At 74.1% G+C, this 21,501-nt stretch carries 25 protein-coding genes and 1 pseudogene; 16 read left to right on the plus strand and 10 right to left on the minus strand.

Features of this window, described 5'->3' with window-relative positions; genetic code table 11:
• The coding region (locus KME80_RS44240) for a dihydrofolate reductase family protein (RefSeq protein ID WP_219517677.1) at positions 1-418 on the minus strand (418 nt) is incomplete at its 3' end.
• 57 nt (positions 419-475) lie between these two features.
• Here KME80_RS44240 and KME80_RS51265 point away from each other — a divergent pair.
• A complete protein-coding gene (locus KME80_RS51265; RefSeq protein ID WP_246646762.1) occupies positions 476-865 on the plus strand; it encodes a hypothetical protein in 390 nt (129 codons plus the stop codon).
• 89 nt (positions 866-954) lie between these two features.
• Here the strand turns inward: KME80_RS51265 and KME80_RS53455 are convergent.
• Both KME80_RS53455 and KME80_RS44250 read right to left on the minus strand, forming a co-directional pair.
• A pseudogene (locus tag KME80_RS53455) lies at positions 955-1,119 on the minus strand (pentapeptide repeat-containing protein); the annotation flags it as partial.
• The gene (locus KME80_RS44250) at positions 1,116-1,718 is read right to left on the minus strand and encodes a TetR/AcrR family transcriptional regulator (RefSeq protein ID WP_308126183.1); all 603 of its coding nucleotides are present in this window, start codon (positions 1,716-1,718) and stop codon (positions 1,116-1,118) included. The gene KME80_RS44250 and the pseudogene KME80_RS53455, both read right to left, overlap by 4 nt.
• 146 nt (positions 1,719-1,864) lie before the next feature.
• On the opposite strand from KME80_RS44250, the gene KME80_RS44255 reads away from it, so the two are divergent.
• From KME80_RS44255 to KME80_RS44280, 6 genes are all read left to right on the plus strand, one after another.
• Positions 1,865-2,764 carry an alpha/beta hydrolase family protein gene (locus KME80_RS44255; RefSeq protein WP_219517683.1) on the plus strand — a complete coding sequence of 300 codons (900 nt, stop codon included), beginning with the start codon at positions 1,865-1,867 and terminating at the stop codon, positions 2,762-2,764.
• Between the two features lie 17 nt (positions 2,765-2,781).
• The gene (locus KME80_RS44260; RefSeq protein ID WP_219517684.1) at positions 2,782-3,651 is read left to right on the plus strand and encodes an LLM class flavin-dependent oxidoreductase; all 870 of its coding nucleotides are present in this window, start codon (positions 2,782-2,784) and stop codon (positions 3,649-3,651) included.
• Positions 3,652-3,754: 103 nt separating this feature from the next.
• Positions 3,755-4,207, plus strand: coding sequence for a cupin (locus KME80_RS44265; RefSeq protein WP_219517686.1), 453 nt, complete (start codon positions 3,755-3,757; stop codon positions 4,205-4,207).
• A gap of 10 nt (positions 4,208-4,217) precedes the next feature.
• Positions 4,218-5,009 carry an integrase gene (locus KME80_RS44270; protein ID WP_219517687.1) on the plus strand — a complete coding sequence of 264 codons (792 nt, stop codon included), beginning with the start codon at positions 4,218-4,220 and terminating at the stop codon, positions 5,007-5,009.
• 131 nt (positions 5,010-5,140) lie between these two features.
• Positions 5,141-6,904, plus strand: coding sequence for an alpha/beta fold hydrolase (locus tag KME80_RS44275; RefSeq protein ID WP_219517690.1), 1,764 nt, complete (start codon positions 5,141-5,143; stop codon positions 6,902-6,904).
• A 90-nt stretch (positions 6,905-6,994) separates the two neighbouring features.
• Positions 6,995-7,474, plus strand: a complete 480-nt coding sequence (locus KME80_RS44280) for a carboxymuconolactone decarboxylase family protein (RefSeq protein ID WP_219517691.1) — start codon at positions 6,995-6,997, stop codon at positions 7,472-7,474.
• Positions 7,475-7,478: 4 nt separating this feature from the next.
• Here KME80_RS44280 and KME80_RS44285 read toward each other — a convergent pair whose 3' ends face one another.
• Entirely contained in the window at positions 7,479-8,522 is a 1,044-nt protein-coding gene (locus KME80_RS44285; protein WP_219517694.1) for a PucR family transcriptional regulator, read from the minus strand.
• 95 nt (positions 8,523-8,617) lie between these two features.
• Here KME80_RS44285 and KME80_RS44290 point away from each other — a divergent pair, with 95 nt between their 5' ends.
• From KME80_RS44290 to KME80_RS44300, 3 genes are read left to right on the plus strand one after another with little or no spacing between them, the layout of a single operon-like run.
• Positions 8,618-9,514, plus strand: a complete 897-nt coding sequence (locus tag KME80_RS44290) for an alpha/beta hydrolase (RefSeq protein WP_219517696.1) — start codon at positions 8,618-8,620, stop codon at positions 9,512-9,514.
• Between the two features lie 31 nt (positions 9,515-9,545).
• Positions 9,546-11,366, plus strand: coding sequence for an ABC transporter ATP-binding protein (locus KME80_RS44295; protein ID WP_219517698.1), 1,821 nt, complete (start codon positions 9,546-9,548; stop codon positions 11,364-11,366).
• Positions 11,363-13,084, plus strand: coding sequence for an ABC transporter ATP-binding protein (locus tag KME80_RS44300; RefSeq protein WP_219517700.1), 1,722 nt, complete (start codon positions 11,363-11,365; stop codon positions 13,082-13,084). Before KME80_RS44295 ends, KME80_RS44300 begins: the two co-directional genes overlap by 4 nt.
• A 4-nt stretch (positions 13,085-13,088) precedes the next feature.
• On the opposite strand, the gene KME80_RS44305 is transcribed toward KME80_RS44300, so the two are convergent.
• Positions 13,089-13,670: a GrpB family protein gene (locus KME80_RS44305; protein ID WP_308126184.1), complete on the minus strand. Its 582-nt coding sequence runs from the start codon at positions 13,668-13,670 to the stop codon at positions 13,089-13,091.
• A 92-nt stretch (positions 13,671-13,762) separates the two neighbouring features.
• Here KME80_RS44305 and KME80_RS44310 point away from each other — a divergent pair, with 92 nt between their 5' ends.
• Positions 13,763-14,401, plus strand: a complete 639-nt coding sequence (locus KME80_RS44310) for a TetR/AcrR family transcriptional regulator (protein WP_219517701.1) — start codon at positions 13,763-13,765, stop codon at positions 14,399-14,401.
• A 3-nt stretch (positions 14,402-14,404) separates the two neighbouring features.
• Positions 14,405-14,689: a DUF6204 family protein gene (locus tag KME80_RS44315; RefSeq protein WP_219517702.1), complete on the plus strand. Its 285-nt coding sequence runs from the start codon at positions 14,405-14,407 to the stop codon at positions 14,687-14,689.
• Between the two features lie 22 nt (positions 14,690-14,711).
• Here the strand turns inward: KME80_RS44315 and KME80_RS44320 are convergent, their stop codons facing one another.
• On the minus strand, positions 14,712-15,209 hold the full coding sequence (locus tag KME80_RS44320) for an FBP domain-containing protein (RefSeq protein ID WP_219517703.1): 498 nt from the start codon (positions 15,207-15,209) through the stop codon (positions 14,712-14,714).
• Between the two features lie 58 nt (positions 15,210-15,267).
• Between KME80_RS44320 and KME80_RS44325 the strand changes: the two genes are divergently transcribed.
• The 3 genes from KME80_RS44325 to KME80_RS44335 all read left to right on the plus strand — a co-directional run bounded on the left by KME80_RS44325 (position 15,268) and on the right by KME80_RS44335 (position 17,636).
• The gene (locus KME80_RS44325; RefSeq protein ID WP_219517704.1) at positions 15,268-15,837 is read left to right on the plus strand and encodes a TetR-like C-terminal domain-containing protein; all 570 of its coding nucleotides are present in this window, start codon (positions 15,268-15,270) and stop codon (positions 15,835-15,837) included.
• A 75-nt stretch (positions 15,838-15,912) separates the two neighbouring features.
• Entirely contained in the window at positions 15,913-16,851 is a 939-nt protein-coding gene (locus KME80_RS44330; RefSeq protein ID WP_308126185.1) for an ATP-binding cassette domain-containing protein, read from the plus strand.
• Entirely contained in the window at positions 16,848-17,636 is a 789-nt protein-coding gene (locus KME80_RS44335; RefSeq protein ID WP_219517705.1) for an ABC transporter permease, read from the plus strand. The genes KME80_RS44330 and KME80_RS44335 overlap by 4 nt, the downstream gene beginning before the upstream one ends.
• Here the strand turns inward: KME80_RS44335 and KME80_RS44340 are convergent.
• From KME80_RS44340 to KME80_RS44355, 4 genes are read right to left on the minus strand one after another with little or no spacing between them, the layout of a single operon-like run.
• Positions 17,626-18,240, minus strand: coding sequence for a PadR family transcriptional regulator (locus KME80_RS44340; protein ID WP_219517706.1), 615 nt, complete (start codon positions 18,238-18,240; stop codon positions 17,626-17,628). The two genes, KME80_RS44335 and KME80_RS44340, sit on opposite strands and share 11 nt — an antisense overlap.
• Before the next feature lie 28 nt (positions 18,241-18,268).
• Entirely contained in the window at positions 18,269-19,456 is a 1,188-nt protein-coding gene (locus KME80_RS44345) for an RNA polymerase sigma factor (RefSeq protein WP_219517707.1), read from the minus strand.
• Entirely contained in the window at positions 19,453-19,791 is a 339-nt protein-coding gene (locus KME80_RS44350) for a YciI family protein (protein ID WP_219517708.1), read from the minus strand. Before KME80_RS44350 ends, KME80_RS44345 begins: the two co-directional genes overlap by 4 nt.
• A gap of 60 nt (positions 19,792-19,851) precedes the next feature.
• Positions 19,852-20,676, minus strand: coding sequence for an alpha/beta fold hydrolase (locus KME80_RS44355; RefSeq protein ID WP_219517710.1), 825 nt, complete (start codon positions 20,674-20,676; stop codon positions 19,852-19,854).
• Between the two features lie 56 nt (positions 20,677-20,732).
• Between KME80_RS44355 and KME80_RS44360 the strand changes: the two genes are divergently transcribed.
• Positions 20,733-21,299, plus strand: coding sequence for a hypothetical protein (locus KME80_RS44360; RefSeq protein ID WP_219517711.1), 567 nt, complete (start codon positions 20,733-20,735; stop codon positions 21,297-21,299).
• The last annotated feature ends 202 nt before the right edge of the window (positions 21,300-21,501 follow it).

Raw genomic sequence — 21,501 nt, forward strand, 5'->3', positions numbered from 1 at the left:
CGCCGAGGTCCGCGCCGCCGGCCGCCGACGCCGCCTCGGCGCGCTCGCGGGCGGCGTCGACGGCGTCGGCCAGGCCGGTGGTGACGAACGTCCAGTCGAGCTCGTCGAGCCGCACCCGCTCCGGCGGCGAGCTCGTCACCACCACGAACGCCGGCTTGCCGACCTCACCGGCGCCGTAGCCGGAGGTGTCGTCCCAGCCGTGCGGCCCGTCCACCACGTCGAAGAGCCGGCGGCCGAGCACGACGGCGCCCGAGCGGGCGGTCGCCTCGCGCAGGATCCGGCGGTCGTCGGGGTCGTCGGAGAACGCCCAGGTGTGCAGGGCCTCGCCGCCGTCACCCAGCCCGTTGTCGGGGCCGGGGCGCGGTCCGGTGACGAAGCCGTCGACGGAGACCGAGATGTCGGCGATGATGCGCGTCATGCCTCAACAGACTAGGCCGCCCTCCGCTGTCAGGGGCGGCCAGTAAGGTGATCGGCCATGGGCGTTCTGGTCGACTACTTCGCCACGGGCTCCGAGCAGGTGGCCCGCCAGGCCCTGACCGGCGGCCCGGCGGGGGCGAAGCTGCCGTACGTCGACTGCAAGGGCTGGGTCGACGAGCTCGAAGTGCTGGTCGCCGAGATCAGCGGGCGTGACCTCAGCGAGTTCGGCGACAGCGAGACCGTGGTGGACGACGGTGAGGTGGCGGGCGTGGAGCGGATCGCGCCGGAGACCGTCGCCGCGCTCGCCGGCGTGGACGACGCGCGGCTGCGCGCGTACGCCGAGGACGAGCTGCTGGAGGAGTGGGAGACCGGCCGCATCACCGCGCTGCGGGACCTGGCCCGGGAGGCGCGGCGGCTGCGGGTGCGGCCGAAGGTGCAGTTCCGGTAGACGGTCTGCGGCCAGGAAAGGCCGTCCCACGGCCGGCCGTCGAGGCCGGTGCCGGTGCTGCCCAGCAGGGGCCGCTCGAAGGCGGCGCCGGAGAAGTCGCACCCCTCGAACTCGGTGCCGTACGCCAGGAAACCGGTGAAGCGGATGCCGGAGAAGTCCACGTTCGACAGCCGGGCCCGGTCGAAGATCACGCCGGGGGAGTCGCCGGGGAAGCGCTGGTCGCGGAGCTCGCCGCGGATGACCTGGTTGTTCATGATGGCCGGCCCGGGGGGAGGCGGAGGCCGGCGAGGAGGAGGGCGACCAGGCGGCGGGCGTCGTAGCGGGGGTCCTTGCCGGCGCCGATGCACAGGTTGCCGACGCCGCGCATCAGCTCCAGGGCTCCGATGTCGGTGCGGATCTCGCCGGCTCGGGCGGCGGCCGCGAGCAGGTCGGCGCAGACCGGGACGAGCCGGTCGAGGAAGTAGGCGTGCAGGGCGGCGAACGTGGTGTCGTCGGACTGCAGCGCCTCGGCGAGGCCGTGCTTGGTGACCAGGAAGTCGACGAACAGGTCGATCCAGCGGGTCAGCGCGGTGTGCGGGGAGTCGCTGCCGGCGAGCAGGGCGGGGCCCGCCTCGGCACAGGCTTCGACCTGGTGGCGGTAGACGGCGACGATGAGCTCGGCCCGCGTGGGGAAGTGGCGGTAGATCGTGCCGACGCCCACTCCGGCCCGGGCCGCGATGTCGCGTACGGGCACGTCGACGCCGGAGGCGATGAACGCCTCGGCGGCCGCCTCCAGGAGCGTCTGCTCGTTGCGCCGGGCGTCGGCCCGTTTGCGGGGGGCTGTCGACTTCGATCCGTTGCCTGTGCCGGCCACTGCGCTGCTGCCTCCATCACCCGTGTTGCTAAACGGAACGCTGATCCGTATATTCATAAGCGGAACGTCGATCCGCTTGGCTCATGATGCCAGATCAGGCGCTCCTTCGCCAGGCCACACCCCTTCCGCCTCCCCAGGAGAGACCCATGTCCCGACCCGCCCACGCCGTTCCCGTCCTCTCGCTGCGCCCCGTGCCGCTGCCTGCCCCGCATCGGGGCGACGACCTGCACGTACGGGTGTCGGCCCCGGTGACCGGCGGCAACCTGCCCGTGATCCTCTTCTCGCACGGCTTCGGCGAGTCGCTGGACGGATACGCCCCGCTCGCCGACCACTGGGCGGCGCACGGCTTCGTCGTCGTCCAGCCCACCCACCTCGACTCGCGGAGGCTCGGCCTGACGCCGGACGACCCGCGCCACCCGGAGATCTGGCGCCTGCGCGTCGGGGACCTGCAGCTCGTCCTCGACCGGCTCGACGTCCTCGAAGCCGCCGTCCCCGGCCTGGCGGGCCGCCTCGACCACGGCCGCGTCGCCGTCGCCGGCCACTCCTGGGGCGCCCAGAGCGCCAGCATGCTGCTGGGCGCCCGGGTCCTCGACGCCGGCGGCGTCCCGGGAGAGGACCTGACCGACCCCAGGGTCAAGGCCGGGGTGCTGCTCGCCCTGCCGGGCACCGGCGGCGCCGACCTGACGCCGTTCGCCGCCGAGCACTTCCCGTTCATGAACCCGGACTTCACCGGGATGACCACGCCTGCCCTGGTGGTCGCGGGCGACAAGGACCAGTCGGCGCTGACCGTACGGGGACCGGAGTGGTTCACCGACGCCTACGCGCTGAGCCCGGCGCCCAAGAGCCTGCTCACCCTGCACGGGGCGGAGCACTCGCTGGGCGGGATCTCCGGATACGCCGTCACCGAGACGACCGACGAGAACCCGGAACGGGTCGCCCTGATCCAGCGGCTCACCACGGCCTACCTGCGCGGCGCGCTGCACCCGGGCGACCCCGCCTGGCAGGCGGCGAGCGCGGGCCCGCTCGGCCGGATCACCTCCAAGTGACGGGAGCCCCCGCCGCCATGACCAGTTTCGGGATCATGACCGCGCCCATGCAGGTCGGCTACGACGACGTCCTGCGGGTCTGGCGGGAGGCCGACGCCGTCCCGGAGATCGAGCACGCGTGGCTGTTCGACCACCTGCTGCCGATCGGCGGCCCCCTGACCGGGCCCGCCTTCGAGGGCTGGACGCTGCTCGCGGCGCTCGCCGCGCAGACCCGGCGGCTGCGCGTGGGCGTGCTGGTGACCAGCAACCGCTTCCGGCCGCCCGCGATGCTGGCCAAGATCGCCGCGACGGTCGACGTCGTCTCGGGCGGGCGGCTCGACTTCGGCCTCGGCGCGGGCTCGCGTCCCTCCCACCCGCTGGCCCGGCGCGAGTACGAGGCGCACGGCCTGCCGTTCCACGACTTCGCCCACTCGATGGAGAGCCTCGCCGAGGCGTGCGCCGTCATCCGGCGGCTGTGGACCGAACCGGAGCCGTTCGACTTCGACGGCCACCACGTCCGGCTCACGGGAGCCTTCTGCAACCCCAAGCCGGTCCAGCGGCCCGGCCCGCCGATCGTGCTCGGCGGGCGCTCGTCCGCGCTGCTGCGCGTGGCCGCCGAGCACGCCGACGTGTGGAACGTCCCGGGCGGCGATCTCGGCGACGCCGTCCGGCGCGGGGCGCTGCTGGACCGCTACTGCGCCGAGCTGGGCCGCGACCCGGCCTCGATCACCCGCTCGATCCACCTGCCGGTCTCCTACGACCGGCCCGGGGAGACCCGGGAGGCGATCGGCGAGGCGGTCGCCGCCGGGTTCGGGCACGTCGTGCTGGGGCTGCCCGCCCCGTACCCGGACGGCGTCGCGCGGTGGGTCGCCGACGAGCTCGTCACCGCGACGACCGGCCGCGTCTAACCGACAGGGGCGGCGACCGCGTCGCCGAACGGCGCGCGTTCCCGGCGAGATGCCCGACGGATGGCGGATGTCCCGGCGGGCGACGGCGGTGAGGATGGGCCGCATGGATCCCGACTCGCCGCCGCCCCGCCCGGACGGGCGGCAAGCACGCTCCGGCCCGACGATCACCCCGATCGACCTCTACGCCTCCGCCGTCCACCTCGGACAGGGCGGTGAGATCCACACCGGCGATCCGGACGCGGACCCCGGCCGGGACTGGTGGCGCCTCACCGCCACCTACGCCAGGTCCGGCGACGACCGGCTCGGCCGCTGGACCGTCCACCCCGAGGCCGAGACCGTCGTCTCCTGCCTCATCGGGAAGATCCGCCTGTACGTGCGCCCGGAACGGCCGGGGGAGAGCGAGGAGGTGGTCAGGCTGGTGGCCGGCACGGCCGCCATCGTCCCGCGCGGGCGGCGGCACCGCGTCGAGCCCGACATCCCCAGCGACGTCCTGACCGTCACGCTCCCGCATGGCAGTCTGTGGGAGAACCAGACCGGACCGGTCGCGAAGGGGTGACGAGCGCGGCATGCGGGTGACGATGGCGACCGACCCCCACGCGGGCCGCGCGAACGAGGACTTCACCGGCGCCGTCCCGGCCGCGGCGGTGCTGGTCGACGGCGCGGGCATCCCCGGCGCCGGACCGCTCTGCCGCCACGGCGTCGCCTGGTACGCCGCCCGGCTGGGCGGCGGCCTGCTCACCCTGCTCTGGCACGCGCCGGGGCGCGGCCTGGCGGACCTGCTCGGCGAGGCCATCGAGCAGGTGACCGGCGAGCACCGCGACACCTGCGACGTCACCTCCTCGATCAGCCCGTCGGCGGCCGTGGCCGTCCTGCGCCTGACCGGCGGCCGGGCCGAGCACCTGGTGCTCGGTGACGCGACCGTCGTGCTCGACCGCGCCGGCAGCGCGCCGCTCGTCGTCACCGACCCGCGCGAGGTGGTCATCAGCAGCCGGTACGAGGCCGCGCTGCGTGACGTCCCCGAGGGGAGCGACGAACACCGGCGCATCCTGGGCGACCTGCGCGCCCACCGCAACCGGCCGGGCGGCTTCTGGGTGGCCAAGGACGACCCCCGGGCGGCGGCCGAGGCGGTCACCGGCTCCTGCCCGGTCGCCGGGCTGACCGGCGCGGCGCTGTTCAGCAACGGCGCGAGCCGCATCGTGGACCGCTTCGCCCTCGCCGGCTGGCCGGAGGTCATGGCCGCCCTCGCGTCGGACGGCCCCGGCGCGATCATCGGCCGCGTCCGGCAGGCCGAGGCGCGCCACGCCGTGGCGGCCGACGACGCGACCATCGCCTACTGCACCGGCCTGGACGCCCCCTGACCGTCACCCGTACACGAAGGCCCTGGGGGAAGCGTCGGCCCACAGTGGCAGACGGCTAGGAGCAGGCTCCCACAGCCCGACCCTTCTTGGTGCTGAGGAAACCCGGCGGAAGGGCAGGGAGGCTGGGAAGCATGATCGCCAAGACCTTGGGGCTGGCCCTCGCCGCGGCCCTGCTGCCCGCTGCCCCGCCCCCTCCGACCGGCCTGCATGAGTGCGCGACCGCGACCACCCGCTGCGACGGCAGCATCGAGGTCCCCCTCAATTGGGAGAGCCCCTCCTCCGAACGCATCTCCGTAGCCTTCACCTTCATCCCGGCCAAGAACGCCGACGGCACGGTGGCGGCCAACCGCGGGGGGCCACAGCCGGCTCTGCCGGAAATACCCACGATCCAGCAAGTCCTCGGGCCCGTCCTGGATCGGAAGAACCTGCTGGTCATGGATCCGCGCGGGATGGGAAAGTCCTCGCCGCTGCTGTGCCCGGGAGCCGACCCCTTCAAGCCGGCGACCATCGCCGCCTGCGCCAGGAACGTGGGCCCGCGGGGCGCCTACTTCACCGCCGACCAGGCCTCACACGACCTCGACGCGGTACGGCGAGCGCTCGGCCTGGGAAAGATGAGCTACTTCGGCAATTCCTACGGCACCCTGTACGCCCAGGCGTACGCGGCCAGGTACCCGGACAGCCTGGACGCCGTCTTCCTGGACAGCTCCATGGTCATCGGCGGCGACGGCTACGTGGACCGGAGGTTCGACGCCCGGCTCGACTACCTCGATCTCGTCTGCGGGCGGTCGAAGGCATGCGACGCGCTGCCGGGCGAAGCCTCCGGCACATGGACGAGGCTGGTGGACCGCCTGCGCAAGCGGCCCGACCCGGAGGTGACGCTGCACCAGGCACTCACCCTGCGCGAGCCGGCCGAAGCGGTGCTCGGCCGGGAGAACGTCGCAGCCGCACACGCCTACCTCAACGGCGACCCGGCCCCCCTGCGCCGCCTGGCCCGGCTGACCCCCAATGCCATCCCGCCGTTCGACCCGCCGTGGCTTGCGGGGCATGTGGCCTTCCGCTGCGGCGACGGCTCGTTCCCCTTCGACCGGCTGGCGTCGGCAGCCGAGCGTCAAGCGCAGGCCGAGCGGCACTACGAGCGGGAGCGCCCGATGGCGCCCTTCAGGCCCACCGACGTCTTCGCCACCGATGCGATCGCCGCCCAGGAGTGGTGCGTCAACTGGCCGACTCCGCGCCACAGCCCGCCGCTCCCGCGAGGAAAGGCGCTGCCCAGCCTGCCCATCCTGGTCGTGGCAGGGGACTTCGACGTCGAACGCCCCGCCGAGGTGGCGCGTTCGCTCCGGGTCTTCCCGAACGCGACCGTGATCCGTATCCCGTTCGGGATTCACGCGCAGTCCTTCCTCCCGTCGCCGATGGGTGAGTGCATACGCGGAATGCTGCGTACCTTCCTGACCACCAAGCGGGTGGTCGACCGGAAATGCACCGGTGAGAACTACCGCGCCGTCGGCGCCTTCCCGCGGGAGCTCAGGGACGTGGCACCGCACCCGGCAGGCGAACTCAGCCCGAGCCGGCGGCGGATCCTCGCGGCCGCCTTCGCCACCGCCGCCGACGCCACCGCCCGCCGCAATCCGCACGCCTTCTACTACTTCGGGCGGCCGAGCGAGCCGGGCCTGCGCGGCGGCCAGGTCACCTTCGGCCAGGACATCACCCTCGACGAGGTGCGGTTCGTACGCGACCTGAAGGTCAGCGGCCGGGTCGCCCTCACCCCGGACGGCCACGCGAACGCCACCCTCACGGCCGAGACCGGCGGACGCACGCACGAGGTGACGCTGTCCTGGACGGCGTTCTCCACACGGCAATCCGTGTCCGGCACCTTCGACGGCACCCCCTTCGAGTAGCACCCGCACCAGTCACGCCCGGCCGGACCTCACATCCCGCGCCGCCGTCCCGTCGGGTGAGGGACAGCCTGGAACGGCAAGGAGACGCACATGGAAGCCAGATTCGACTACCTCGGCAACCCGGTCGGGGCGAAGTTCGTCAAGTACATCGTCGCGGCGGGCAAGGCCGCGCTCGAGTCGTCGCTGCCCGCCGCGACGCAGGAGCTCGTCAAGATCCGCGTCAGCCAGATCAACGGCTGCGCGTTCTGCGTCGACATGCACACCAAGGAGGCGACGGCCGCGGGGGAGAGCCCGGTGCGGCTCCACCTCGTGGCGGCCTGGCGGGAGGCGACGGTGTTCACCGACGCCGAGCGCGCCGCGCTGGAGCTGGCCGAGCAGGGCACCCGTATCGCCGACGCGGCCGGCGGGGTCGGCGACGACGCCTGGGCGAACGCCGCCAAGCACTACGACGAGGACCAGCTCGCGGCCCTGGTGTCGCTGATCGCCCTGATGAACGCCTTCAACCGCATGAACGTGATCGTCCAGCAGCCCGCCGGCGACTACCAGCCGGGCCAGTTCGGTCACGCCTAGCCCGTCAGGCGTCGAGCAGCCGCCAGGCGGTGAGGGCGAGGCTGGCCCTGGTCAGCCCGGTCGGCTCGGTGAGGTCGATGCCCAGGGTCCGGCCGAGCTGCTCGATGCGGCGGGCGACGCTGCTGTGGTGCAGGTGCAGCAGGTCGGCGGCGCGGCGCAGGGAGCCGGTGGCGCAGTAGGCGTCCAGCGTCTCCAGATCCTCCGGGGTCTCGGCCACGCGGATGATCGCGCTCACGTCGGCGTTGCCGCGGGCGGTGTCCCGGGAGATCTCGGCCAGCAGCGCCAGCGCGCCCAGGTCGTCGTGGTGGACGACGGGCCGGCGCGGCGTGGTGAAGCGCAGGGCGGTGCGGGCCTGCTGCCAGGACCGGTCGAGGCTCTCGGTGGCGCCGATGCCCGCGCGCACGCCCTCGGGGACCCGGGCCGGGTTGACGGTGGTGGCCAGGATGACGCCCACGTCGGCCAGCGGCGCGGCCTTGACCGGGCGGGCCGGGCAGATCGCGCCGCCGACCTTGTCCAGCGGGAGGTGTGAGCGCACGGCGAGCACGTGCACGGGCTGCCCGGCGGCGAACCCCAGCAGGCGCAGCGCCCTGGCCCTGGCGGCCTCGTCGCTGTCGGGGCTGATCGCCAGCTCGACGAGCGCCGGGTCGGCCATCGTGGTGCGGGCGGGGCCGTACCTCTCGACGACGGCCATGACCGCGATGCCGAGCCGGTCGAGCAGCAGGTCGTCGAGCGAGCCCGGCAGGCCGGGCGGGCCGGGACGCTCCAGCCACACCGCGCCGATCTCCTCCTCGTCGAGGACGAGCGGCGAGGTGATGGACGCGGGGGCGGGCGGGCCGGACGCCGGCCTGCCGTCGGGGCCGAAGCGGATCACCCGGCCCGTGTCGTGCAGCCGGATGCCGACCACGCACTCGGCCAGGCCGGCCGAGGCGCGGGCGAGCGCGGGGAGATCCACCCGGCGGCGCATCAGCGTGTCGTAGAACATGACGACCCGGATCGCCCCTCCGGCTTCCGCGTCGAGCTGCGACAGTCGTACGGCCAGTGCCTCCATGCCCCAAGCGTATGCGCCGATCGGCGGGCGATTCGGAGGAGATGCCCGACAGATGGCGGATGAGGGCAGGGGTCACCGGCTGTGAGGATGACGGCATGGATCCGGAACTTGAAGCGTTCATCCCGTTGATTCCCGACGCTGACCTGACCGACCCGGTCGCAGAGCGCGGGAAGCTCGCCGCGCTGGCCGCGTCGGTGCCGCCGCCGGACACCTCGGAGATGGAGATCGAGGACCTCGCGGTGCCCGCCGATCCTGACGTGCCGGTGCGGATCTACCGTCCCCGCCATGCCGAGGGCGCCGTCCTCTGGATGCACGGCGGCGGCTGGGTCATGGGCAGCGTGGACACCGAGCATCCGTGGGCGGCCCGGCTCGCGGACGCCTCCGGCGCGGTGGTGATCTCGGTGGGCTACCGGCTGGCGCCGGAGAATCCGTTCCCGGCGGCGCTGGACGACGTGTACGCGGTGCTGAAGTGGACGGCCGAGCACGCGGCCGAGCTGGGCGTCGACCCGGACCGGATCGCGGTCGGCGGGCACAGCGCCGGCGGCGGGCTCGCGGCCGGGGTGGCGCTGCGCTCGCGTGACGAGCAGGGGCCGCCGATCCGGTTCCAGCTTCTCAACCAGCCGGGGCTCGACGACCGGCAGCGGACGTGGTCGCAGCGCAACTTCACCGACACGCCCTGGATGAACCGCGACAAGGTCGCCATCGCGTGGCGGCACTACCTGGGCTCCGCCCCCGCCACCCCGTACGCGGCCCCGGCCCGGGCGGACGACCTGTCCGGCCTGCCGCCCGCCTACATCGCCAGCGCCGAGCTGTGCCCGAACCGCGACGAGAACATCGAGTACGCCTCGCGCCTGCTCCAGGCGGGCGTCTCGGTCGAGCTGCACCAGTGGTCGGGCACCTTCCACGGGTCCCAGGCGATCGTGTCGGCCGAGGTGTCGCAGCGGCAGATCGCCGAGCTGGGCGCCGCGCTGCGCCGCGCGCTGGCCGGCTGACCCGCTGGAAGCGTACGAGGACGGGAGAAAGATGACGATCACCGGTCTCGCCCGGGAGAGCGAGCGGCCGGAGCCGCTGCTGCGCCCGCACGCGGGGAGCTTCGCCGCCGTCGTCCTGTTGCAGGTCGTCGGCGCCGTCGCGGGGCTGGCGCCGCTGCTGGCGGTCGCCGAGCTGGGCCGGGTCCTGCTGTCGCCGGGCCCGGTCGACAGCGGTCACGTGTGGTTCGTGGTGTTCGCGGGGGCGGCCGGCCTGTTCGTGCGGCTGCTGTTCACGGCCGCCTCGTCCGGGCTCGGGCACGTCCTGGACGGCCGGGTGCAGCTCACGCTGCGCCGCAGGCTGGCCGAGCGGCTGGGCCGGGTGCCGATCGGCTGGTTCTCCCGCCGCCGCACCGGCGAGCTGGCGAAGGTCGTGGGCGAGGACGTGGCCGCCGTGCACCCGTTCATCGCGCACGCCCCGGGCGAGCTGGTCTCCGCGTTCGTGGTGCCGCTGGTGTCGCTGGTCTACCTGTTCACCGTCGACTGGCGGCTGACGCTGATCACGCTGATCCCGGTGGTGCTGGCGATAGCGCTGGTGCCGCTGCTGATGCTGCCCGCGCGCACCCGCGAGCAGGAGGAGTACGACGCGGCGATGGGCCGGATCGCGAACTCCGTCGTGGAGCTCGTGCAGGGGATCGCGGTGGTCAAGGCGTTCGGCGGGGCAGAGCGCGCGCACCGCAGGTTCCTGACGGCCGCCGACGACTTCGTCGCCACCTTCAACCGGTGGGTGCGCGGCATGTCCGCGGTCGCCGCCGGGATGCAGGTGGCGCTGTCGCCGCCGTTCGTGCTGCTGGTCGTGCTGACCGGCGGCGCGGCGCTGATCGCGTCCGGGAGCATAGCGCCGGCGGATCTGCTGCCGTTCCTGCTGCTCGGGCTGGGGCTGACCGCGCCGGTCGCGGCGCTCGGCCACGGCTTCGACGACCTCCAGGCCGCCGGGCGGGCGGTCGCCAGGATCAGGGACGTGCTCGGCGTGCCGCCGCTGCCGGAGCCCGCCCGCCCGGTCGTGCCGCAGGTGCACCGGGTGGAGCTGCGGGACGTGCGGTTCGGGTACGAGGACGGGCGGGAGGTGCTGCGCGGCGTCGACCTGGTGCTGGAGCCCGGCACGGTCACCGCGGTCGTCGGGCCGTCGGGCAGCGGGAAGTCCACGCTGGTGCGGCTGCTGCCGCGCTTCTTCGACCCGGCGCACGGCGCCGTGCTGCTCGGCGGGGCCGATCTGCGCGACATCGGCAGCCGGGAGCTCTACCGGCGGGTCTCGTTCGTCTTCCAGGACGTCCGCCTGCTGCGCGCCTCGGTCGCGGACAACATCGCGCTGGCGGTGCCGGAGGCCGCGCACGAGGACGTGGTCCGCGCCGCCCGGCTGGCCGGCATCCACGAGCGCGTCCTGGAGCTGCCGCGCGGCTACGACACGGTGCTCGGCGAGGAGGCCGAGCTGTCGGGCGGCGAGGCGCAGCGGATCTCGATCGCCCGCGCGCTGCTGGCCGACGCGCCCGTGCTGGTGCTCGACGAGGCGACGGCCTTCGCCGACCCGCAGACCGAGCAGGCGGTGCGCCGGGCGCTGGCCGGGACGGCGGGTGGGCGCACGGTGCTGGTCATCGCCCACCGGCTGGAGACCGTCGCCGACGCCGACACCGTCGTGATGCTGGAGGACGGCGTGATCGTCGAGCGGGGCAGCCCGGCCGAGCTGCTGGCGAGCGGCGGCAGGTTCGCCGCGTTCTGGCAGGCCAACCGCACCGGCCCCCACCCCGCCGGCCCTCACCCCGCCGGACCCGACCTCGTCGGACCCGGCCTCATCGGACAAGGAGACGAGCCCGCATGATCCGCATGCTGCTGCGCGTGCTGGGACCCGAGTACGCGCGGGCGATGCGCCGCACGGTCGCCCTGATGACGATCACCGCGGTGGTCGAGGGGCTGTCCTACGCGCTGCTGGTGCCGGTGCTGGCGGCCCTGCTCGGCGGCTCGCCCTCGGACGCCTGGCCGTGGCTGGCCGCGTTCGGCGCCGCGGTCGCGGCCTACGCCGGGCTGCGCTACACCAGCGACCTGGCGGGCATGCGCGTCGGGACGACGATGCTGCGCGGCATGTACCACCGGCTGGGCGAGCACCTGGCCAGGCTGCCGATCGGCTGGTACGGCGCGGGCCGCGTCGGCGAGGTGTCGGTCCTGGCCAGCCGGGGCCTGCTGCAGGCGATGGGGGTGTCGGCGCACCTGCTGGCGCCGTTCGTCTCGGCCCTGGTGACGCCGGTGACGATCGTGGTGGTGATCCTGGCGTTCAACTGGCAGCTCGGGCTGGCGGCGCTGGCCGCGGCCCCGGTCGTGGCGGCCATCCAGGCGTGGACGGCGCGTTCGACCGCCGCCGCCGACGCCGACCGGCACGAGCGTGACAAGGAGGCCGCCGGCCGCGTCATCGAGTACCTCCAGGCCCAGCCGGTGCTGCGGACCGGCGGCCGGACCGGCGAGCGTTTCGAGGCGCTCGACGCCGCGCTGCGCGAGGTGCAGGGGGCCTCGCGGCGCACCGTGCTGGCGACGCTGCCCGGCGCGGTCGGGCTGACGCTGACCGTGCAGGCGATCTTCACGGCGGTGCTGGTCCTCGGCGCGTACCTGGCGCTGGGCGGGGGTGTCGGCGCGGCCGAGGTCCTGACGATCCTGGTGCTGGCCGCGCGCTGCGCCGACCCGCTGCTGTCGCTGTCGGACATCGGCGGCAAGCTGCGCGGCGCGCGGGCCGAGCTGGTCAGGCTCGACGCGGTGCTGCGTACGGAGCCGCTGCCGGAGCCCGCCGAGCCGGTGCTGCCCGAACGCCACGACCTGGAGTTCGACGCCGTCACCTTCCGGCACGGCGGCCGTACGGTGATCGACGGCCTGTCGCTGAAGGTGCCGCAGGGGCAGCGGCTCGCGGTCGTGGGCCCGTCGGGGGCGGGCAAGAGCACGCTGCTGCAGCTTCTCGCCCGGTTCCACGACGTGGACGCGGGCGCGGTGCGCCTGGGCGGCGTGGACGTGCGCGAGGTCAGCACCGAGGCGCTGATGGCGCGGATCGCCATCGTCTTCCAGGACGTCTACCTCTTCGACGGCACGATCGAGGAGAACGTCCGGCTCGGCCGTCCCGGTGCGAGCGAGGCCGAGGTGCGGGCGGCGGCGACGGCGGCGCGGCTGGACGAGGTGATCGAGCGGCTGCCCGGCGGCTGGGCGGCGCACGTCGGCGAGGGCGGCGCGCTGCTGTCGGGCGGCGAGCGCCAGCGGGTGTCGATCGCGCGGGCGCTGCTCAAGGACGCGCCCGTGGTGCTGCTGGACGAGGTGACCTCGGCGCTGGACCCGGTGAACGAGGCGGCCGTGCACGAGGGGATCGAGCGCCTGATGGCGGGCCGGACGGTGGTGATGGTGGCGCACCGGATGCGGACCGTCCAGCGCGCCGACCGGGTCGCCTTCCTGGACGGCGGCCGCGTCGTGGAGGAGGGCGGCCACGACGAGCTGCTGGGCCGGGGCGGCCGGTACGCGGCCTTCTGGGAGATCGCCGCCGCCCTGCCCGGCCCCGCGCGGGGCTAGCCGGTCACAGGCCCGCGCGGGCGATGATCGCCTCCACGACCTCGCTCTTGGCGTCGGCGTAGTTCTGCACGTACTTCCAGGTGCGCCGGGCGAGGTCGCGCTTGGTGCGGGCGTACAGGTCGCGGTCGTCGTCGTGCTCGCGCAGCCAGTCGCGGAAGCCGAGCATGCGGCGCGTCTCGGGGCAGTCGTCGGGCAGCACGTGCAGGTTGACCGGCATCTCGCCCTCGTGCAGCTTCAGCACGCGGTGCTCGAACCAGTCGGGTTCGCGGATCGTCAGCACGTAGCCGATCGACTCCAGCGGCGGGACGTACGCGGCCTCGTCCGCCGGGTCGGCCACGATCAGCAGCAGGTCGAGGATGGGCTTGGCGGGCAGGCCGGGCACCGAGGTGGAGCCGACGTGCTCCAGCAGCAGGACGGTGTCGCCGAGTGCGGCGCGGATCGCCGCGGCGGTCCGCGCGTAGCGGGCCGGCCAGGCGGGGTCGGGGTCGTCCAGCCGGATCGTCGCGTTGTGCAGGGCCGGGGTCGTGACGTGGGCGCGGGCGATGTCCTCGTCGGACTGCGCCCCCTCGGGCGGAAGATCGTTCACGGGCGTCCATTCTTCCGCTCCTCGGCCCGGATCCGATCCCGAGCAAAAATGGAGTGCACTCCAAGTTTGGAGTTCGGTTAAACTTCCTCGGCATGACCGAAGGGTTGCGGGAGCGCAAGAAGCGGCAGACGCGGCAGCGGATCTCCGAGGTGGCGATCGGCCTGTTCGTGGCGCGCGGCTTCGACCACGTGACGGTCGCCGACGTCGCGGCGGCGGCCGAGGTGTCGGTCAACACCGTCTACAACTACTTCCCGGTCAAGGAGGACCTGGTGCTGCCGCCCGACCAGGCGTCGCCGCGGCGGCTGGCCGACATCGTGCGCGAGCGGCCCCCGGGCACGGGCGCGGCCGGGGCGATCCTCGGCCGCCTGCGCCAGGAGGTGCGTGACCGTGACCGCAAGCTGGGCCTGACGGGCGGGTTCGGGCGCGTCTTCGAGATGATGCGGGCCGCGCCGACGCTCACCGCGCGGCTGGAGGACCTCGGCCGCCGGATGACCGACGAGCTGGCCGCCACGCTGGCCGAGGAGACCGGCGCCGCGCCGGGCGACCCGCTGCCGCGCGTGGTGGCCTGGCAGCTCGGGTCGTTCCACGCGATGGTCTTCGCCGAGATCGGCCGGCGCACGGCCGAGGGAGAGGGCCCCGACGCGATCGCCGGGGCGGTGCTGGAGCTGCTGGACGCGATCGAGGACGTGCTCGGCGAGCGCGTCCTCGGTTACGCCGTGAGAAAGGACTGATCCATGTTCCGGGTGACGATCTCCGGGAAGTTCGGCGAGCTGGACGAGGCCGGCCGGGCCGCCGTGCTGGGGGCGGCCGACCTCGCCTTCACCGAGGCGGGCACGTTCAGCCATGACGCCGGGCTGACGGCGTTCACGTTCCGCTGCCAGGTGCCCGCCGGGCCGGACGACGGCGAGCCGGAGGCGGTCGCGGCCGCCGTGGCCGCCCTCGACGCGTACGCGGTGCCGTACCGGGTGCTGCGGGTGGCCGCGACCGACATGCGCGACATCAAGGTGCGCCGCCGCTGAGGCGTCCGGCCGGCGCCCGTGCTCAGGCGGTCACCTTCTCGATGAAGGCCGCCAGGTTGCCGCGGGTGCGGGCGATCTTCTCGGTCACGGTCAGCGTCTCGTCGAAGTCGCCGCCCACCGCCTGCTTCCTGCCCCGCGTGTAGAGGGAGCAGGCGAGGTCGCCGCAGAGATACTGGCCGACCGTGTTGCCCAGGCGGCCGGCCTCGCCGGTGCGGCGGGCGGTCATCAGCGCCACGTTGCCGCCGGCGAGGGTGGTCAGGCAGAGCGAGCACATGCTGCGGGAGGTGAAGCCGCGCCCGGTGGCGGGGGTGGCCCGCAGCGCGATGCCGACGAGGCCGCCGTCGTCGCGTTCGGCGACGAGATAGCCGCGATCGGGGGCGCCGGGATCTCGCCAGCCGAGGAAGTCGAGGTCGTCCCACGGCTGTTCGGCCAGGTCGCGGGGGATGCCGAGGCGCTGGGCCTCGCCCTTGGAGCAGTTGACGAACGACCTGCGGATGTCGCGTTCGGTGATGGGTTTCATGGCTTCCAGGCTAATACAATTAGGCAAATCGTTAATTTGTTTAGTTGACGGAGGACGCATGGCTCGCGCGATCATCACCGCCGAACGGCTCGCCCTGGCGGCGGCGGAGGTGGCCGACGAGATCGGCTTCGAGCACGTGACCGGGTCGGCGGTCGCGCGCAGGCTGGGCGTCAAGGAGCCGAGCCTGTACGCGCACATCGCCAACGCCCGCGAGCTGAAGGTGCGGGTGGCGCTGCTGGCGCTGGAGGAACTGGCCGCGCGGGCCGCCGGCGCGCTCGCCGGGCGGGCGGGCAGGGACGCGCTGGTGGCGTTCGCCGACGCCTACCGCCGTTACGCCAGGGAGCATCCGGGCCGCTACGCCGCCGCCCGGTTCGAGCTCGACCCCGAGACCGCGGCGCGCAGCGCGGGGCCCCGGCACTCGGAGATGATCCGGGCGCTGCTGCGCGGCTACGACCTGCCGGAGCCGGACCAGACCGACGCGGTGCGCTTCCTGGGCGGGGCGATCCACGGCTACGTGAGCCTGGAGCTGGCGGGTGGGTTCCAGCACACGCCAAGGGATGCCGACGCCTCCTGGGCCTGGGCGCTGGACACGCTCGACCTCGCGCTGAGGTGCCGGTCCACCGGCTAATCAAGTTTGACTAATGAAGGAGGCCGCGGCTACGCTCCGTCCGATTAGTCAAACTTGACTAGCAAAGGAGGGGACGTGCCTGCGATCGTCGCGGAAGGGCTGCGGAAGACGTACGGCGAGAAGAAGGCCCTCGACGGACTGACCATGACCGTGCCGAGCGGCACCGTGCACGGGGTGCTCGGCCCCAACGGGGCCGGCAAGACCACGTTCGTCCGCACGCTGGCCACGCTGCTGCGCGTGGAGGAGGGCAGGGCGCGCGTCGCCGGGATCGACGTGGCCGAGCGCCCGGCCGAGGTGCGGCGGCGGATCGGGCTGCTCGGGCAGAGCGCGGCGGTGGACGAGGACCTGTCCGGGCGGCAGAACCTCGAGCTGTTCGGCCGCCTTTACCACCTGGGGGCGCGCCGGGCGGCGGCGCGGGCGGCCGAGCTGCTGGAGCGGTTCGGGCTGGCCGACACCGGCCGCAAACCCGTCCAGGCCTACAGCGGCGGCATGCGGCGCCGCCTGGACCTGGCGGCCTCGCTCATCGTCGAGCCGAGCGTGCTGTTCCTGGACGAGCCGACCACCGGCCTCGACCCGCGCGGCAGGACCGAGGTGTGGAACGCGGTCCGCTCACTGGTCGGCGGCGGCACCACCGTGCTGCTGACCACCCAGTACCTGGAGGAGGCCGACCAGCTCGCCGACCGGATCTCGGTCATCGACCACGGCCGGGTGATCGCCGACGGCACCGCCGACGAGCTCAAGGCCAAGGTCGGCGGCGACCGCGTCGACGTGGTCGTGCACGACGCCGCCCTGCTGCCGGCCGTCGCCGGCGTCCTGGCCGGGGTGCCCGGCGCGGGCGCGGTCGAGCTCGACGAGGACCGGCGCAGGGCCAGCGCGCCGGTCGCCGACCGGATGGCGGCCCTCAGCCACCTGGTGCGGGCCCTGCACGAGGCCGGCATCGAGGCCGAGGACCTGGCGGTGCGCCGCCCCACGCTGGACGAGGTGTTCATGCATCTGACGGGAGAGCGCTCATGAGCCTGCGCTGGTGGCTGATCGACTCCTGGACCATGACGCGGCGCGAGCTGGCCCGCTGGGCGCGCCATCCGTGGGGGGCGGTGATCTCGCTGACCTTCCCGGTGATGATGCTGGTGATGTTCGCCTTCTTCATCGGCGGCGGCATGCAGGTCGCGGGCGGCGGCGACTACAAGGAGTTCCTGGTCCCGGGCATGCTCGTGCTGACCATGGCCTTCGGGCTCGAGAGCACGATGACCGCGATCGCCCAGGACCTCGGCAAGGGCGTCCTCGACCGCTTCCGGTCGATGCCCATGGCGCCGTCGGCGGTGCTGGTCGGCCGGGGCGTCGCCGACATGCTCGAGTCGATCGCCGGCCTGGCCGTCATGATCGGCGCCGGCCTGGCCATCGGCTGGCGCTGGCACGGCACGCCCTCCCAGGCGGTCGCCGCGATCGGGCTGCTGCTCCTGCTGCGGTTCGCGATGCTGTGGTGCGGCATCTGGCTCGGGCTGATCGTCGGCAGGCCGGACCTGGTCATGGCCGTGCAGATCCTGGTGTGGCCGGTCGCGTTCAGCTCCAGCGCGTTCGCCTCGCCGGAGACCATGCCCGGCTGGCTCGGCACCATCGCCGACTGGAACCCGATGACGGCCAGCGCCACCGCGGTGCGCGACCTGTTCGGCAACCCGGGCGTGGCCGGCACCTCGTGGGCCGCCGAGAACGCCCACCTGCTGGCCGTGCTGTGGCCGCTCGTCCTGCTGGCGATCGCCTGCCCGATGGCGGCGGCCCGCTTCCGCGGCCTCAGCAGGTGACCTCGCCGGGGCCCTCCTGCGAGAGGGTCCCGGCGAACGGGTCGCCCTCCTCCCCGGCGAAGGCGTACGCGCCGCCCTCGACGCGGGCGATCAGGTCACCGGTCCAGCGCACGCCGTCGTCGGCGGCGGTCACCCACATGTGCATGATCTCGCCGATGTGCCCGTGCTGGCCGGGGCCGTCCTCGGGCGTGTAGTGGGCCGTGACGGAGCCGCGCCACTCCTCCAGTGCGGCGATCCGCTGCCGCAGCAGCGCGACGACCTCCTCCCGGGGCAGGTCGACCATGAACCCGACCCCGGCGGCCAGCAGGTCGCTCTCGCCGGGCGTGGTCAGCGACCGGCGCAGCAGCGAGAAGTATTCGGCGGCGCCCTTCTCGGTCACCTCGTACTCGGTGCGGGGCGGCCCGCCGGCGGTGCTGGGCGCCGTCTCGTACGCGTGCAGCAGCCCCTGCTTGGCCATCTGCTTGAGCGCGTGGTAGATGGAGCCCGGTTTCGTGTGGGCCCACCGGTCGGCCCCCCAGAACTCCAGGTCGTTGCGCACCTGATAGCCGTGGGCGCGCCCGCGCAGCCGCACCGCGCCCAGCACCAGCAGCCGGATCGCCGACATCGCCGCACCCTCCTCTAATCAACTTTGACTAGTCTAGAGGGTCGCGGGCCCGGCGCAGGAAGGCGCGTTCGGCCTCGTTGCCCGTGCCGGCGAGCGCCGCGTCGTACTCCCGTGCCGCCTCCGCGTCCCGGCCCAGGCGGCGCAGCAGGTCGGCCCGTACGGCGTGGAAGACGTGGTAGCCGTCCAGGTCCAGGTCGTCCACCAGGGCGAGCGCCGCCCCGGGCCCGGCGACCTCGGCCACCGCGACGGCCCGGTTGAGCGCCACGACGGGGCTCGGCGCGAGCGCCATGAGCTGGTCGTACAGCGCCACCACCTGCCGCCAGTCCGTCGGCGGCTCGCTGTGCACGGCGTTGATCGCCGCCTGGATCTGGTACGGCCCCGGCCGCCCCCGGCGCAGGCACCGCCGGACCAGTTCCCGGCCCTCGGCCGCCAGGGCGCGGTCCCACAGACGGGGATCCTGGTCGGCGAGGCGGACCGGCGTCCCGCCGGGCGCGGTGCGGGCCGGGCGGCGCGACTCCAGCAGCAGCATGAGCGCCAGCAGCCCGATCGCCTCCGGCTCGTCCGGCATGAGCCCGGCCAGCAGCCGGCCGAGCCCGATCGCCTCGGCGCACAGCTCCTCGCGCACCAGCCGGTCGCCGGACCGGGGCAGGTAGCCCTCGTTGAAGATCAGGTAGATGACGGCCAGCACGGGCTCCAGCCGTTCGGGCAGGTCGGCCTCGCGCGGGATCCGGTACGGGATCCGCGCGTCACGGATCTTGCCCTTGGCGCGGACCAGGCGCTGGGCCATCGTCGGCTCCGGCACCAGGAACGCCCGGGCGATCTCGGCCGTGCTGAGCCCGCCCAGCAGCCGCAGCGTGAGCGCGACCTGGGCGGGCCTGGCCAGCGCGGGATGGCAGCAGGTGAAGATCAGCCGGAGCCGGTCGTCGGGCACGGGTCCCTCCTCCGCCGGCGCGTCACCGGCGTGCAGCAGCGCGGCCTGGGCGTGCTTGTCCTGCCGCGCGGCCTCGCGGCGCAGCCGGTCGACCGCGCGGTTGCGGGCCGTGGTGATGATCCATCCGGCCGGGCTCGGCGGCGTCCCTTCGGCGGGCCAGCGCCGCACCGCGACCGTGAAGGCGTCCTGGACCGCGTCCTCGGCGATGTCGATGTCGCCGAAGACGCGGACCAGGACGGCGACCGCGCGCCCGTACTCCTGGGCGAACACCCGCTCCACGCTCACTGGAACGGACGCACCTCGACCGGCAGCGTGGTGACGGCGGCGAGCCGGCGCCCCCAGGCGAGGGCGGCGTCCAGGTCGGGCGCCTGGATGACGGTGAACCCGCCGAGGTGCTCCTTGCCCTCGGTGTAGGGGCCGTCGGTCATGAGCACGTCGCCGCTCTTGGGCCGCAGCACGGTGGCGGTGCCCGGCGGGTGCAGCCCGGCGGCGAACACCCACGCCCCGGCAGCGCGCATCTCGTCGTTCAGTGCCTCGAGGTCGCGGACGATCGGCTCCAGGACCTCCGGCGGGGGCGGGTCGCCGTCGGGCTGGTAGATGCTGAGCAGGTACTTCTGCATGTTGTCCTCCTTCACCCCTTATACGAATGACTCCTGCCCGGATCGACACCCCGCGCCGGGTCAGCGCAGGAAAGCCGCGACGACCTCGGCGAACCGGCCGGGGTCGTCCACCCACGGGTAGTGGCCGGCCCCGGCCTGGACGACGTGCGAGGCGGCGGGGAACAGGCGGGCGTACTCGGCCGTCGCCCGCGGGGGGCTGTTCAGGTCGTGCTCGCCGGCCAGCACCAGCACCGGGCCGCGCCGGGCGGCGAGCGCGGCCCGGGTGCGCGGCGGGTCGAAGGCGCCCTCGGCCGCGAAGGCGGCGGCGATCGCCGGGTCGGGCGGCCGGGAGGCGGGGTGCTCGCGCGCGGCGGCGTCCCAGCGGCCCCACAGGAAGGGCGTGATGGCGTCGCGGTCGCCGCCCCGGCCCTCGATGATCGCCTCCAGGGCGGCGAACGCGGCGGGGAACCACGGCTCGGCCTTCCTGCGCAGGGCGAGCTCGCGCCGCGTCGCGCCGGTGACGGTGATGCCGGCGGCGGCGCAGCCGGGGGTGATCAGGGCCAGCCTGCCGACGTTCGCGGGGTGGCGGGCCGCGTAGGTCACGGCGACGTTGGCGCCGCCGGAGTGGCCGAGCAGGTCGAGCCGGTCGAGCCCGAGGTGCTCGCGCAGGGCCTCGAGGTCGTCGCTCTGGCGGTCGCAGCGGTAGGAGGCGGGGTCGGCGGGCCTGGCGGAGCGGCCGGTGCCGCGCGGGTCCAGCAGGACGAGCCGCCGGTGCGCGGACAGGCCGCCGAGGTCGCCGAGGTAGCCGGCGTCCGTGGGGCCTCCCGGGACGCAGACGAGCGGGTCGCCGGTCCCGGAGGTGCGGTAGGCCAGCCGGGTGCCGTCCGGCGCGGTGAAAGTGGGCATGACCCAGGACTCTGACGCATATAACCGATTTATACAACCAGGTTATGATCTGTGGCATGACGCTGACCGAGGAGCAGGCCGGGCGGATGATCGCCGACATGAACGACGTCATCCGCGCGGGCGACGACATGCGCAGGCTCCGCGCCGAGATGATCGTGACCCTCGCCGGCCTCGGCTGGACCCAGGACCGGATCGCCCAGCTCACCGGCATGAGCCAGCCCGCCGTGAGCAAGCACGTCACCAAGCTGCGGGCCGCCGAGCCGCGTCCGCCGCTGGACCTGACGCTCGACCAGCACGACGTCCCCTGGCTCGAAGGCCGCCTGTGGGGCCTGGCCGAGCACATCGCCGAGACGTGCGACGGCGCCCGCTGCGCCCGTCACGTCCACGCCGTCGCGCGCGGCAGGAAGCGCTTCACCCCCCAGCACGTCGACGAGCTGCGCCGCCTCGTGGAGGAGGACCTGCGCCTGCACCGGGAGCGGCTGCCCGCGGGCTGCCGGGCCGCCTACGACCGGATCAGCCGCGGCCTCGACCTGCCCGCGCGCGTCACCGCCCCCGCCCCCGCGTCGGTGCGGCGCGCGCTGGCCCGGGAGGTGCAGCGCAGCCGGCTGCGCGGCGAACCCTGAGCCAACGGCCGGCGAACATCCGCGATCACCCCTTGGCCGGCCCGGCCGCGTGTTCCATCGTCCTTGCTGAGCGAACGTCCTGCATCGGAAGAGAGGGAACATGCGCATCGCACGGGCACTTCTCGCGATCGGAACGGCGGCCGTCCTCACGGCCGGAGCCACCACGGCGGCCCGGGCCGCCGACTACCCGCAAACGCGCTAC

It is taken from the genome of Nonomuraea ceibae, assembly GCF_019396325.1.
In the GTDB taxonomy this organism is placed as follows: Bacteria; Actinomycetota; Actinomycetes; order Streptosporangiales; family Streptosporangiaceae; genus Nonomuraea; species Nonomuraea ceibae.

Bases quoted from the DNA above. Each gene is read 5' to 3' on its own strand.
- KME80_RS44280 (WP_219517691.1), top strand. From the start codon at position 6,995: ATGGAAGCCAGATTCGACTACCTCGGCAACCCGGTCGGGGCGAAGTTC.
- KME80_RS44285 (WP_219517694.1), bottom strand. From the start codon at position 8,522: ATGGAGGCACTGGCCGTACGACTGTCGCAGCTCGACGCGGAAGCCGGA.
- KME80_RS44315 (WP_219517702.1), top strand. From the start codon at position 14,405: ATGTTCCGGGTGACGATCTCCGGGAAGTTCGGCGAGCTGGACGAGGCC.
- KME80_RS44290 (WP_219517696.1), top strand. From the start codon at position 8,618: ATGGATCCGGAACTTGAAGCGTTCATCCCGTTGATTCCCGACGCTGAC.
- KME80_RS44355 (WP_219517710.1), bottom strand. From the start codon at position 20,676: ATGCCCACTTTCACCGCGCCGGACGGCACCCGGCTGGCCTACCGCACC.
- KME80_RS44340 (WP_219517706.1), bottom strand. From the start codon at position 18,240: ATGTCGGCGATCCGGCTGCTGGTGCTGGGCGCGGTGCGGCTGCGCGGG.
- KME80_RS44255 (WP_219517683.1), top strand. From the start codon at position 1,865: ATGTCCCGACCCGCCCACGCCGTTCCCGTCCTCTCGCTGCGCCCCGTG.
- KME80_RS44320 (WP_219517703.1), bottom strand. From the start codon at position 15,209: ATGAAACCCATCACCGAACGCGACATCCGCAGGTCGTTCGTCAACTGC.
- KME80_RS44260 (WP_219517684.1), top strand. From the start codon at position 2,782: ATGACCAGTTTCGGGATCATGACCGCGCCCATGCAGGTCGGCTACGAC.
- KME80_RS44275 (WP_219517690.1), top strand. From the start codon at position 5,141: ATGATCGCCAAGACCTTGGGGCTGGCCCTCGCCGCGGCCCTGCTGCCC.
- KME80_RS44270 (WP_219517687.1), top strand. From the start codon at position 4,218: ATGCGGGTGACGATGGCGACCGACCCCCACGCGGGCCGCGCGAACGAG.
- KME80_RS44265 (WP_219517686.1), top strand. From the start codon at position 3,755: ATGGATCCCGACTCGCCGCCGCCCCGCCCGGACGGGCGGCAAGCACGC.
- KME80_RS44310 (WP_219517701.1), top strand. From the start codon at position 13,763: ATGACCGAAGGGTTGCGGGAGCGCAAGAAGCGGCAGACGCGGCAGCGG.
- KME80_RS44325 (WP_219517704.1), top strand. From the start codon at position 15,268: ATGGCTCGCGCGATCATCACCGCCGAACGGCTCGCCCTGGCGGCGGCG.
- KME80_RS44300 (WP_219517700.1), top strand. From the start codon at position 11,363: ATGATCCGCATGCTGCTGCGCGTGCTGGGACCCGAGTACGCGCGGGCG.
- KME80_RS51265 (WP_246646762.1), top strand. From the start codon at position 476: ATGGGCGTTCTGGTCGACTACTTCGCCACGGGCTCCGAGCAGGTGGCC.
- KME80_RS44335 (WP_219517705.1), top strand. From the start codon at position 16,848: ATGAGCCTGCGCTGGTGGCTGATCGACTCCTGGACCATGACGCGGCGC.
- KME80_RS44295 (WP_219517698.1), top strand. From the start codon at position 9,546: ATGACGATCACCGGTCTCGCCCGGGAGAGCGAGCGGCCGGAGCCGCTG.
- KME80_RS44360 (WP_219517711.1), top strand. From the start codon at position 20,733: ATGACGCTGACCGAGGAGCAGGCCGGGCGGATGATCGCCGACATGAAC.
- KME80_RS44350 (WP_219517708.1), bottom strand. From the start codon at position 19,791: ATGCAGAAGTACCTGCTCAGCATCTACCAGCCCGACGGCGACCCGCCC.